General features: G+C 52.1%; 12 protein-coding genes. All 12 read left to right on the forward strand.

The genetic code is table 11. The features are described from left to right. Nucleotides 1–347: 347 nt before the first annotated feature. Nucleotides 348–722 (forward strand): glycosyltransferase family protein, encoded by a 375-nt coding sequence (locus tag Fuma_RS35450; RefSeq protein WP_158521129.1) that lies wholly within the window; start codon nucleotides 348–350, stop codon nucleotides 720–722. Between the two features lie 146 nt (nucleotides 723–868). After that, nucleotides 869–1,654: an FkbM family methyltransferase gene (locus Fuma_RS25530; protein WP_257787804.1), complete on the forward strand. Its 786-nt coding sequence runs from the start codon at nucleotides 869–871 to the stop codon at nucleotides 1,652–1,654. A 14-nt stretch (nucleotides 1,655–1,668) separates the two neighbouring features. Beyond that, nucleotides 1,669–2,499 carry an FkbM family methyltransferase gene (locus Fuma_RS25535; RefSeq protein WP_077026610.1) on the forward strand — a complete coding sequence of 277 codons (831 nt, stop codon included), beginning with the start codon at nucleotides 1,669–1,671 and terminating at the stop codon, nucleotides 2,497–2,499. Nucleotides 2,500–2,547: 48 nt separating this feature from the next. Then, entirely contained in the window at nucleotides 2,548–3,237 is a 690-nt protein-coding gene (locus Fuma_RS25540) for a class I SAM-dependent methyltransferase (protein ID WP_145944378.1), read from the forward strand. Between the two features lie 126 nt (nucleotides 3,238–3,363). Then, nucleotides 3,364–4,872, forward strand: coding sequence for an oligosaccharide flippase family protein (locus tag Fuma_RS25545; protein WP_077026612.1), 1,509 nt, complete (start codon nucleotides 3,364–3,366; stop codon nucleotides 4,870–4,872). Beyond that, nucleotides 4,869–6,530: a hypothetical protein gene (locus Fuma_RS25550; protein WP_077026613.1), complete on the forward strand. Its 1,662-nt coding sequence runs from the start codon at nucleotides 4,869–4,871 to the stop codon at nucleotides 6,528–6,530. Before Fuma_RS25545 ends, Fuma_RS25550 begins: the two co-directional genes overlap by 4 nt. Further along, nucleotides 6,527–7,588, forward strand: coding sequence for a CgeB family protein (locus Fuma_RS25555; RefSeq protein ID WP_077026614.1), 1,062 nt, complete (start codon nucleotides 6,527–6,529; stop codon nucleotides 7,586–7,588). Before Fuma_RS25550 ends, Fuma_RS25555 begins: the two co-directional genes overlap by 4 nt. Beyond that, nucleotides 7,588–8,400, forward strand: a complete 813-nt coding sequence (locus tag Fuma_RS25560; protein WP_145944379.1) for a class I SAM-dependent methyltransferase — start codon at nucleotides 7,588–7,590, stop codon at nucleotides 8,398–8,400. Before Fuma_RS25555 ends, Fuma_RS25560 begins: the two co-directional genes overlap by 1 nt. 2 nt (nucleotides 8,401–8,402) lie before the next feature. Then, a complete protein-coding gene (locus Fuma_RS25565) occupies nucleotides 8,403–9,200 on the forward strand; it encodes an FkbM family methyltransferase (RefSeq protein WP_077026616.1) in 798 nt (265 codons plus the stop codon). Nucleotides 9,201–9,236: 36 nt separating this feature from the next. Next, a complete protein-coding gene (locus Fuma_RS25570; protein WP_077026617.1) occupies nucleotides 9,237–10,418 on the forward strand; it encodes a glycosyltransferase family 4 protein in 1,182 nt (393 codons plus the stop codon). Next, a complete protein-coding gene (locus Fuma_RS25575; RefSeq protein ID WP_077026618.1) occupies nucleotides 10,415–11,722 on the forward strand; it encodes a hypothetical protein in 1,308 nt (435 codons plus the stop codon). The genes Fuma_RS25570 and Fuma_RS25575 overlap by 4 nt, the downstream gene beginning before the upstream one ends. Nucleotides 11,723–11,836: 114 nt before the next feature. Further along, the gene (locus Fuma_RS25580) at nucleotides 11,837–12,889 is read left to right on the forward strand and encodes a glycosyltransferase family 4 protein (RefSeq protein WP_077026619.1); all 1,053 of its coding nucleotides are present in this window, start codon (nucleotides 11,837–11,839) and stop codon (nucleotides 12,887–12,889) included. Nucleotides 12,890–12,970 lie beyond the last annotated feature (81 nt).

Raw genomic sequence — 12,970 nt, forward strand, 5'->3', positions numbered from 1 at the left:
TCACGATGGATCAAGCTATCCGGATCTTCACTTCGAAGAGCAACATATTGCTTGAGGCAGTCAACTTTAATCTTCTTGCGGCGACTCGCCGCCGCCACATCCTAAAACTGCCGAAGTTGGGACTTGTTGTTTTAAGAAAACGGACCCATTTTTTTTGCTGCGGCACGTAGCTGATCGCCTGCATCATAAGTTTTTATTGTGCCGATGGTCGGCTACCTGCAGGCATTTACCCGGATGTCGCCATCTCTTCTGGGACGGTAAAGAACTCGTAGTTCACACGGAGGCGTCGGGGAAAAATGTCCGACGTGTAAATACGCGGGGAACAATTAGTGGTGTTAAGCAATGACATGATGCAGTTGCTGCTGGATAGCGAAATCTCTGCGGGTCGGATCACGGTAATTCCGAACTGGGCTGACACCGATGCAATTCGTTCAGTTGCTCGCGGGGAGAACCAGTCTCTGGACCATCGGCGCAAAGATGAAGTTCCACACCGTCTTACCGCGGCTGCTCTGTACTTGGTGCCACTCACGAAAGAACTGCCTCAATGCCTCATGCCGAGCAAACCCTATAGCATACTGGCCGCAGGTCGCCCCTGTTTAACTAATGTTCCCAATGAGTCTGAGTTGCATCGCCTGACCGTTGAGAACAGGGTGAAGACCAATGTGCGTTCGAATTCTCCACCAGTTATTCAGGCGGCAATTCGCTGCGAAAAGAGTGGTTAAGAGAGTTTGTCGAACACGAATTCTGCGGCACGGCAATTGGCTGTTGCAGAGTACTCGCAGCGAAATAACTGTGAGAGATTCCGGTCGGTGCAATTGACGTCGATGTCAGAAAATTCGGATTCAGAAAAAATGGAGTTGGCAAGATGATGCGTTCTCTAGCAGAAAAACTTGCGAGGAAGATTGTACTTCGTCGCCGCCTTGACAACGAATTTGGGCGGCGCCCCTTCTGGGCATCTCCGGACTCCGCATTGTCTTTACTGAAGCCTGGTTTCGAAACATTCGAGGACCTCGCAGAGGTATGTCGGACCTTTGTGAAACCAGGGGACTGCATTTGGGACATTGGTGGCAATCTGGGCCTATTTAGTCTCATGGCAGCTCATCGTGCCGGTGCCGATTCCGTTACCGTTTGTATCGAACCGGATCCAGTCCTGGCCTCGCTGGTTCAAAGAACTGTGCTGCTGCCGGAAAATACGGATCGGCTAATACACGTGCTGTGTTCTGCGGTGTCCAATGAGTCAGGCATCGCTCAGTTTGCTGTCGCTGCGAGAGGTCGATCCTCGAATTCATTGTCGGTCGCGGGCGGGCGCAGTCAGGCAGGAGGCGTACGGTACGAACAGTATGTGCCGACAGTCACTGTCGATCAGTTACTGGGCAGTTTTCCGTCTCCAAATCTGATCAAAATCGATGTTGAAGGAGCAGAGGAGATGGTGTTGCGGGGGGCTGAACGCACGCTCACTGAGTGCAGGCCGTTCGTTTATATCGAAGTTGGAGCCGATCACATCAATGGTGTCACACGCACGTTAGACAGACACGGCTATTCACTCTTCGATCCGATGCGACCAGCATCTGGTGAACCGATCCGGGAATGCTGTTTCAATACTCTTGCGATCCCATCGGAGTGTGTAGATGCTCACCGACAAAAAGCTGCCTAAAGAGAAGGGTTAAGATGTCTGCTGCCGTAAAACTCAAAAATATTGTCGCAGGAATTTCTCGTTCCTGCGTAGGGCGTCGTCAACTGATTCGTGGAGGTCGGTTTTTGATGAACGCAGGAATGCTGCGGGGGTCCAACGATCCGCGGACGAACGGTGAGCTCGACTATCTCGAGCGCATGATCAGGGCCAGCGGCGATCGCTCGCCGGTTGTAATCGACGTCGGTGCGAACTATGGAATTTACTGTTCTCATGCATCGAAATTGATGGAAGGGAATGGGCGAATTTTTGCTGCTGAACCCTGCAGAGCTACCTTCGTTCAACTTCAACAAAATACGGCCGGTCTACCTACCGACATTGATTGCATGAACGTTGCTTTTTCTGACAAGCAGGGTGAGGCACAATTGTACGTGGTCGGTGCAGGCGCGGGCACAAATTCCCTGGAAGCCGAAGTCACGCCCACAGATGCGACAGAACGCGTTGCTCTTATGACGCTCGATCACTTCATAACGGCAGCTCGTCTCGATCAAGTCGATCTCGTCAAAATTGATACCGAAGGACATGATTATGCGGTGCTGTGTGGAGCACGGCAGGGCATCGGATCGGGAAAAATCAGAGCGCTGCAATTCGAATACAACTGGAGATGGATCTCTCAGCGGTCTTTCCTGCGCGACGTGTTTCAGCTAATCGCGGACGTTGACTATCAATTCGGGAGGGTGACGCCTGATGGCATCGAAGTCTACGACCAGTGGCATCAGCGGATGGAGACGCTTGTTGAGGACAACTACGCCATATTCCATAGTGACCTTGGGAAGCATCTAAAATTGATCTCTCCCCCAGGCGCATAAGCTCTCTGATTCCCTTTTCTCTCTGCCGTGTTTTCGGGAGGTAAACTCGTGAGCATTCGTTCCGCAATTAAGAATCGAATTACCCCTTCAGCCCTCAAGGCATTGCAGAATGTCAACTATGAACTGCATTTGGCGCAGGTTCGTATGGCGAACCGTCTGTTTCCATATCGCATTCTCAAGAGACGACAACTCGTCCGCCAGTCCGGTATCAAATTGCACTGGGGATGCGGTCCACGCCATTTGGATGGTTGGTTAAACGTTGATGGATGGGCATCGCCAGCGACAGACTACGTACACGATCTCCGAAATCGTCTGCCACTCGCAGATAACTCTGTGGAACTAATCTTCACAGAACATGTACTTGAGCACATAGAGTTCAACAAAGCTCGAGATGTTCTCGCAGACTTTTACCGGGTCATGCAGCCTTGCGGGCGGATTCGAATCGTCATTCCCGGACTTGCGCAGTGCTGTACTGCCTATGCGTCAGGCGAGAGAGAGTGGTTTCGCCGAATCGACGGACCTTGTATGTCAACCGGGATGGGCTTCAACCGGGTGTTCTTCGCACATTTTCACCGTTTCATCTATGACTTTGAAACCCTTGCAATAATCATGCGAGAAGCCGGTTTCTCAGAAGTGCGCGAGTGTGTTCACGGCGGCAGCAGTGACGAACGACTCCGCCTTGAAACAGACGATGAATCGCGACAGCTCGTGAGCCTTTACGTCGAAGCCGTCAAATAGTCAAAATCTCTCTTGCTCGTAACACCTCGAGCAGCGAGTCGACACTCCAAGTGTTTTTTCAATCGAGCTGCAACCCTGTTTCGCTTCTGACTAGGTTGGTCGCGATAGTTGCGTGCTCAGGAAATCATGAACAGTACAAGTGCGAAAGCCCTCCGGGGTACCAAATGGTCGCTGGCTGGCGCGGTCTGCACCAAAGTGGTGTCGTCCGTCTCTCAACTCATGCTCGCATGGTGGTTGACGCCAGAGGATCTTGGAATCGCCGCGTACGCTGTAGCGTTTACCAGTGTTTTCGGGTTTCTGCACGTTGGCGGATTGCATGTCATTCTTGTGACTCGTCGCCGCCAATTCCTGAGAACGGCAAGTCAGGCGTTTTATGTCGCTGTCTCCATTAATCTCGCGCTTGCAGTGGGGCTCACCAGCGCATCGGCATGGGCTGCAGCATTCTATGATCAGCCGTTGCTGCGACCGCTGATTTGTATTTGCGCCCTCTCCCTGCCGATCGGTCAATTCGCATTGGTTGAATCCGCCTGGCTGGTTCGCACGATGCAGTTTCGGACCCTTAACGAAGCCACTGTGTTGCAATCTCTTGTTCGACTTGGAGGTCAGGCGGCTCTGGCCCTGATGGGATTAGGAGCATATTCAATCCTTATCCCGGAAATCCCCGCGGCACTGACACGAGTCTTGTATGTGCGATCTCGATCGCGGCGCATTCCCTTACTACCACCGCTGCCGAGGCAATGGTTGTCACTTTGGAAAGATGCTGTTTTTCTGAATCTAAGTGGTTTTTTGGCTGGATTCCGACATCACGGACTCATCTTGATTTTGGGATTGACGCTATCCGCATCTAACGTCGGACTCTTCAACTGGAGCGTCCTGCTGGCCACTCAGGCAGCACATTTTCTCGCTGCTAATCTATCAAACGTTTTCTTATCCATGTTTGCCAAGAGTGCAGGTAATAGAGAACAGCAGACGGATCACTTCGTGAGAACGACGGGGCTCCTATGCAGCGTGCTGGTCCCGATAGCAGTTTGTCAGGCATTGCTGGCTCCTGAGTTCATCACTTTATTATTCAGTGCCCGGTGGCAACCCGGTATTGGCGTGGTCGTTGTCGTATCAATCGGCATTGCGTTATATCCACTCGTTGTAACCTCGCAGGCGCTTCTGTTGGCACAGGAACGCTACGTGGCTCAGGTGCTCCTCAACGGCGTTGCCGTGCTGTTAGCCGTCCTTGCTGCAAGCACCGCATTTCTCAATGCGAGCTTGTTCGAAATCGCGGTCGCAGTTGTTACCGCAAACGCTGGGTGTTCTATCCTGCAAGCAGTGGTTGCCTTGAAATTTGAGCGGGTTGCCGTTGGGAAACTGCTGGGAATGCCTTTACAAACCTGCATTGCTTCAGTTCCTGGCGGCTTGCTGACCTACGCACTTCTACGCAGCGACTTCTTCAGTCATCCCGTCATGCGTATCGTCGTTGTTCTGATTGTCTTTCCCTGCAGCTATTACGCGATGATGCGGTTTGTGGCGCGATCGACACTGAATGAAATGAAACGCTGCCTTAGTGTGCTTTGGGGGCATAACACCAGAAACGCACCGTCCTGTTCTGCAAAGTCTTTGCCAACTTCAGCCACTGCACAGTGACTGGTTCAGGAAAGGAAACCGCCGTAATTTCAACCAGCACTGCCGATTCACGTTTTCTCACCAAACGTAAACGTTCCCGCCGAGGTGATTCACGAAATCCCGGTCGCCGCACGTCGAGGGCCACCAGTCGACTTCCCCGTGCAGTTGGCAGCGAGCAGGTAAAATATTCCGGATTGTGCATCCGCAATATTTCTGTGTTACTGCTTCTCGAATCATTGATTCTACTGTATTTCATTTCGGCAAAGCCTCAGGCAGCCGTGCTGCTGTTTTTTGGAGTCATTAACTTTTTGGCATTGGGAGGGGCTGGTGTCACAGAACTGCTGCGCAGCCGTGGTGTTCCACGTCCGATTGCCCCTTACCTTCTTGCAGGTGCATTAAGGCTGGGGGCTGGACCGTGCCACATAGCAGCGTGTATCTGGTTCGGTTTCAAGAATTCCATTCGCTTTGGTCCGACTGCAGTCCAGGATCATCTAATGGCGGCATTTGCTCTTTTCGTGTTCGGGGATGCCCTGCTGATAGGTGCATTTTGGCTTTGGACAAGACACTCTACCAGGCTAAGCAATAGGCCATCCCCAAAGCGAACCCGTTTTGTCTACAACAGGGCGATTCTGACCACAACGACGAGGAGTCTGCTGGCTGCTGGCTGGGGCTTGAGCATACTGACGTACATTGGATTTCAGGGGCTTCGCGCGTCTAGCGTTCTGGCTACGCTTACGACGGCTCTTCCGTCAAGCGCTGCGCTGCTGATGTTCGCGTCGGCTCGATCTATGCGGGCAGGCCGAACAGCGGCTCTGCAGACGGCATGGTTCGTGACGGCCATCAACATTGGTTTTGGTATGCAATCGGCAGCCAAAACGTCTACGTTAATTGCCTTGATGCCTGGTCTCATGCATTTGCTGGGAAGTTTGTGGGAACGGCAACGCAAAGGAACGTTAAGGGTTCGCCTCCGTCCCGTTATTGCTGGCAGCGTCATTTGCTGGTTGGTTGTCCTCTTCGTTTTTCCATTCGTTCAACGGTTGCGATATTATGAACTGTCAACACGCGGGAACTTTCAAGACCTGAATCGTTTCGAAATTTCTACCGACGTCCTGGCGGCGAGCATCCCTGGCACTGCAGAATTCCACAAGGTGCATCGCTTCCCAAATCATGGCATGTGGAGCTTCACTGCACGCCAAATGAACGTTCTCGCCGTCGCGTTCAGTATGCAATATGTTGATGAACACGCCAACTTTGCCGGACGGTTTTTTAAAGACGGCCTTAGATCCACTATCCCGCGAGTTTTTTGGCAAGGCAAACCAATCTATGCGCCAGGCAAGATCATTGCAAAGTTAGCTGGACATTCAAAGAAGAACCAAACGCAGCTGGACGCTGGCGATATGGTTGGAGGGCTATATCTGGACCTCGGTATGCGAGGTGCGTTCTTCGGTATGGTCACCACTGGACTGCTGCTCGCGATCATGTGGAAACGGTTTGGACAAGATGCCTGCACAAACCCAGCGTCAGCCGTGGCAATGATGTTAATGTATATCTGGACCTTCAAGCATTTCGAAAACGGAATCGATTGGAATGTGCAGGGCTGGACATTACTCGTTGCTCTAGTCTTTGCCCAAAAAATCTGGGAAACATTTGTTGGATTTCATCCGAAGGACGTTGCATGACAAGGGAAGTCCCGAAGTGGCTGTTTGTCGGGCAAATCGACACTGGATATATCAACACTGCCCAGATGCGACTCGCTGTGATTCGACGAGCGTGTCCGTTGGCGGAAGCGCTGTGCGACATCAAGTATCACAGGCTGGGAGGACGTTGGGGCGGGGCTTTGTTCCGAAAACTGACATTCGGTCCTCCAATAAGCCTATTAAACCGCGACGTCATTCGACTGGCGACCCGGGTTCGGCCGAATGTCATATGGTTTGATAAAGGGAACTGGATTACTGGAGCGACACTCAAGCAACTCAAAAATATCTGCAATCCGACACTGGTACACTACACGCCAGATCCAGCATTTTTCAGTCACTGCACAAGACACTTTTTAAATGCTGTGTCAGATTACGACTTGGTGGTGTCAACAAAGGAATACGAACGGGACGCATACGAGCAAGCTGGCGCTTTGCGTTTGAAGATTCTTCCGCCGACATTCGACTCGCAGATACACAAGCGCATAATGCTGACGCCGGCCGAACGCCAGCGATTTGAGTGCAACGTCGTTTTTATTGGTACCTACAACCGCGAAAGAGATCGTCCGTTGATCGCCCTTGCGCGAGCTGGTATCAAGCTTGCAATCTGGGGCAACGGATGGGAAGCCTGCGAAGCGAACGAGTTGCGCGAGTACATCCGTTATGAGCCATTGAGTGGAGATGACTACGCAAAAGCGATTAATGCGGCTGACGTTGGCCTTGGGCTACTCTGCAAACTTCACCCGGATCAGTCCACGACACGGTCGGTCGAGATACCGGCTTGTGGAACCATGTTGGTGGCCGAACGGACCGTCGAACACCTCCGTCTGTTTCGTGAAGGCCATGCCGCCGAATTCTTCAGTTCTGAGGATGAGCTCGTCAAGAAAGTTCGCGACGCACTCAGTCGTCCGTCTTATCGGCAGCACATTGCGGACAACGGTCGACGTAGGGTTCTTGAGTTGAAATGTGATGTTGGGGAGCAAATGGATTCTTTGATTGCCGAAGTGCACTCGGTATTCGCCAGCAAACGGAAGGCAGCATAGTGAATACGCCTGACTCTACTTTGTCGATGGCCGCAGAGCACCAGCCAGTTGCGACGTGGCGAGATCGCTTATACCAGTCTTACGTAAGCTCCGGGCAAGCCGCAGAAACGGCGTCGCACAGCGAACCATTTCGTCTGCGTGACTATCCTTATCTTTGTCAGCGAATCCCACCACAGCTTCCTGAGTCAAGGTCCGCTCGGATTTTGGATCTCGGTTGTGGCCATGGAGGATTGCTTTATTGCCTGAAAGAGTGGGGTTACAAGAATGTTGCAGGCGTTGATGTCTCGGAGCAGCAGGTCAGTCTCGCTCACCAAAAAGGCCTTTCCGAAGTCGCCCGTGGCGACTTGTACAGATTTCTGGATGAACAGACCGCGCCGGCTAACGTTATCTTTCTGATGGACGTGATTGAGCATCTGAATCGGGAAGAAATGTTCAAGCTGCTGGATTCCGTTCATCGAAGCCTTTCGCCAGACGGCAAATTGATTCTGCACCTCCCAAACGCCTCAGGCATCTTCGGAATGTCCGTGCGATACGGAGACATCACACATGAGCAAGCATATGCAGCACGTGGTATCGAACAGTGCCTTTCGGTCTGTGGATTCGAAAACATCACCATCTATGAGGATAAGCCCGTCGTTTACGGTGTAAAGAGTTTGGTTAGAAGAGTCGTCTGGAACGCTCTAACCGCGCCAGTGCGGCTTCTTTATGCGGCGGAGTCCGGGCATTTTCCCGTGGCGCTCAGTCAAAACGTACTCGTTACCGCTGAAGCAAAGCATGCGTCCGACCTTAACCTCTGTCTAAGAGCAGCTTGAACATGAAAACAGCAGCATGGCCACGTGTGAAACGAGTTGTCGCCGCAATTCTGTGCAGCAATGCAATGGGCAAACTCGTCAGCTGGATCTATCGCGATCGAATTCCATGGCATGGAATCGTTGTTAACGTCGCAGATCCAGCCGTTTTACCGCGGAACAAAGCGGCTTTGCGCTTTGGGTTCTACGAAAGTGCGGAGCGGCGATTCGTCAAACGCTACCTACTTCCGGACGTTGATGTCGTGGAACTTGGGAGCAGTATCGGTGCGATGAGCAGTCAGATAGCACAGCGACTCCAGGCAGGTGCACGTATGATCTGCGTCGAGGCCAACCCGCGGACGCAGACCACGCTAACGAAAAACCTGGACCAGAACGCCGCTGGCCTCCAAGTAGAATTGATTCACGCAGCCATTGCGTACGATGGCGTGGATGTGGAAATCGGTTTGTCCGAAAATAACCTTAGCTCCTTTCGTGAGCGCGACGCTTCTGATGTTCAACGTGTCATGGTGCCAGCAGTGACGCTGTCGAATTTGCTGCGGCAATCGGGTATGGAAACGTACCAGCTTGTGGCAGATATCGAAGGAGCCGAAGCCGAAATCCTAATGAAGGACGGTGATGCTCTAAAAAACTGTAGTCGGGTGATTATTGAGCTGCACGACACAAGTGTTACGGGAGTCAGCTATTGCGTTGCTGAACTCGTAAGCATGTTCGAGGCACTCGGGTTCACTATCCTCGATGAATACGGCCCGGTTGCTGTGTTCGAGAATCGGCGCTTTACTTCGTTCAGGGCTCTTTCTGCCTGAGAGAACTCCGCAATTCTGTCAATCGCTGCAGCTGCCATGTCATATTCCGTCACTGTTCTGGCACCACATCTGGTTCAGTATCATGCCCCGATTTACCGCGCGCTTTCCGCATCTGTACGCGTGCGTTTGAATGTGCTGTACCAGGACACAACGGGTGCGGTGGGGCGTCGTGACGATTCGATGGGGGCTGATATCCACTGGAATGCCAGTCTTTTGGATGGATACCAACATACCTTTCTCAAGAATTGGTCACCCACGAAAGGTGCTGGCGCTTTCTTTGGCCGTGTCAATCCAGGCATAGTCCCACGGATGCTATTTGGTTCGAGTGATGCGGTGTTGTTGCAGGGCTACCAGAGCTTCACGAATATCGCTGCGTTCATGGCACTTGTGCCGCGCAGTACTAAAGTGTTGTTCCGCGGAGAAGCGACGCTCAAGGAGCAATTTGGAATCCACGAACATATCAAGCGTGCAATGTTGAAAGCAGTTTTCGCATTGAGTGATGTCGTGTTCTATTCCGTTCCCGCCAACGAAGAGTACTTCTTGCACTACGGTTGTCCGAAACACAAGCTCTATCCCCTGCCGTGTGCTGTGGACAACGACTTCTTTCGGCAACAACGTATTGCACACTCGAATTCGCGTGATGAAACTCGAGACCACCTCGGGTTCTCGAAAACGACGACTGTGCTCTTGCTTGTCGGGCGAATGGCGCCGTACAAAGGGCATAGCCAGCTCTTGCAGGCAGCTGCGCATGCGACAGCAAATGGCAGCGACCTGGGAATCATATTCCCAGGTGACGGACCTCTGCGCTCCGAACTTGAAGATGAGGCGACTTCGCTACTTGGAAACAGGGCAAAATTCGTAGGGTTTCAATCGCCGGAAACACTTTCGCGGTACTACGTTGCCAGTGACGTCTTGACGATCTGTTCAAACTACGATCCATCTCCCAAAGTGCTCAATGAGGCGTTGAACTTCGAACTCCCTTTGATCGTGTCGGACTGCGTAGGACAGATCGGTGATTCCGCCCGACATCAGGACAATGCCATCGTCTTCCCGACTGGAGACGTTGGAAAACTTGAGGATGCCGTAACGCAACTGGCATCTGATGAGGGGCTGCGGCGCCGTATGGGAGCCCGAAGTCTGGCTCTTGCAGATCAGTATTCACTCAAAGCAGACGTTGATTGTTTCCTGAACGCCCTTGATTCGGTAATCGCCTTATGACTGTAAGTCCTGCGACCGCTCCAATAGAGTTGGCCCCGGAAGTCGACGTTGTGTTTGCGACGACCGGCAAAGAACGGCATTTCTTCGGCTATTACGATAAGAGTCCGCTCGATAGCACAGACTCAAAGTTGCTTTGCCATCGCTACACAGGCGACGATCGGCATCTGGTCACGCGTGACGACCACTGCGAGGTCGGGTATTTCTGTTTGCACTCCGGACAATTCACGGCCTTGATGGTCACCGACGCGTTTAACTGGCAGCAGGGATCTATGCTCCAATGGCTAGGGCCGAATCACTCTGATGAAGTTATCTGGAACGACATTGAGCAGGGTCAGTATGTCGCACGCATCATGAATATTCACAGTTTGGAGACTCGTACCGTTCAACAGACGATCTACGGCGTAAGTCCCGATGGGCAATGGGCCGTTTCTCCGTCGTTTGAGCGTCACGAATACTGCCGCCCTGGCTATCGGTACCGCGGTGTAAACAACAAAGCCTGGGAGAGTCCTCGTGATTGTGATGATGGAGTCTTTCGAGTCGATCTAGTGAAAGGTGGAGCCAAGCTATTGATCAGCTTGGCAGAGCTGAAACGCCTGAGCCCACTTGCCAGCATGGATGGGACGGAACACTATGTCGAGCATATGCTCGTCAATCCCGCGGGCAACCGATTTACGTTTCATCACCGCTGGAAGCTCCCCGACGGAGGTATCTACACGCGAATGTATTGTTGCGATTCGGATGGTAAGAATTTGCAGATGCTGAATGATAGCGGATTCTATTCACACCAAACTTGGAAAAGTGATGATGAAATCGTAGTCACAGGTCGCGTTCCCAGCAGGGGGGGGCAGCTACGATATTCTTCCAATCGACTGAGGCATTTCATGCGTCCGCTGCTAAGACTGGCGCGTAGACTTCCGGCCGAAATGACGGCGCCCATCAGGAGTCGACTCATGCCGTTTGGGTATCTGAAATTTGACCTGCGGAATGAAAGTTGTGATGTGCTGGAAGGCGGCAAGTGGGGAGATGGCCATCCATCGTTTCACCCAAGTCACCCGAGTTGGATGCTGTCAGACACCTACGCCGATCAGGACGGCATCCAGGATTTATTTCTTTACAACATCCTGACCAAAGAACGCACAACAATTGCCCAGTTTCCCAGTCCGATTGAATATGCCGCAAAAGGCTATCGGTGCGACCTCCATCCTCGCTGGGACCGAAGCGGAAATCGAGTCATCGTCGATACGCTGTGCACCGGCGTTCGACAGGTGTTCGTCCTGGATGTTCACAAACTTGTAGCATCCTGACTGCGACATCGGCCATTGCACGTTGCCTCTATGCTGGCGAGATCCTGATTTCGACTTCGCAATTGTGTGTATGAATTGGGGAGTGAACTTATGCCACACGGATCAGAATCCACTATGCCTTTGCCCGTTAAGTTTTTTCAGCGCAAGACCCGGCCATCCGGAAACTTCAGCCTCGAGTTCGTTTTCGAAGATGTGCGCAACCGTCTTGCGGGAAGAATAGTGGCGCGAATTTGTGAGGCCCCTTTCTATAGCAACGGGTTGCTCAGACGCTTTGCGATCCTAGTGCACGCATTTTTTTGTCAGGACCAACGGCATTTGAATCATGTGACCGGTGATACAACGTTCACCGCTGTTTCACTGAACAAGCAACGAACGATTCTGACGATTCTGGATTGTGGAGCAGCAAGGGACGGAGTCGGCATCAAGCAGACGATTATTAGAAAACTCTGGTTCGAATGGCCCGCCAAAAGAGCAGCTTGTGTCACGACGATTTCGGATTCAGTTAAGCGGGAAATCGTGGAGCTTACAGGTTGTTGCCCGGACAAAGTGCATGTTGTACCAGTTGCAGTTTCAGACGCTTTCCGTCCTCACCCCAAAGAATTCAATGTCACGAAGCCTCGGATTCTGCATGTGGGCTGTGCGCCGAATAAGAATCTGCCTAGGCTGATCGATGCTCTCACAAATTTGGAGTGCACCCTCGTCGTAGTTGGAAAGGTGGACGAATCGACAGTTGCGAAACTTGGTGATTGCAATATCGACTATGAAGTTCACATAAACCTTACGTTACCGGAAGTTGTGCAACAATATGTGAATGCCGACATGTTGTCTTTTGTCTCGACGTACGAAGGATTCGGAATGCCGATTGTTGAAGCGCAGTCAGTTGGGCGCCCCGTGGTGACAAGCCAGACCAGTTCAATGCCGGAAGTTGCCGGTGATGGAGCCTGCTTTGTTGATCCGCTAGATGTAAATTCTATTCGGCGAGGTATTGAAAGAGTCATTGCCGACGCGTCATACCGCAGCACTTTGATCGAAAATGGCATGAAGAACGCAAAACGTTTCAATCCTGACGTGATCGCTGAGCAGTATCTATCTTTGTACTGCCAATTTTGGCCGACGTGTGATCAAGAAAATCCGTCGGAGCGTATCGCTCTTCGGTCTGCTGCCTAGTCAGGGCGTTTGCACCGTCGTCTCTCGTTTGCAGTCTGATCGCTGATCGCTGCTCGTGTACTCAACATCAATCTACTGAAC

Source organism: Fuerstiella marisgermanici, from assembly GCF_001983935.1.
Taxonomy (GTDB): domain Bacteria; phylum Planctomycetota; class Planctomycetia; order Planctomycetales; family Planctomycetaceae; genus Fuerstiella; species Fuerstiella marisgermanici.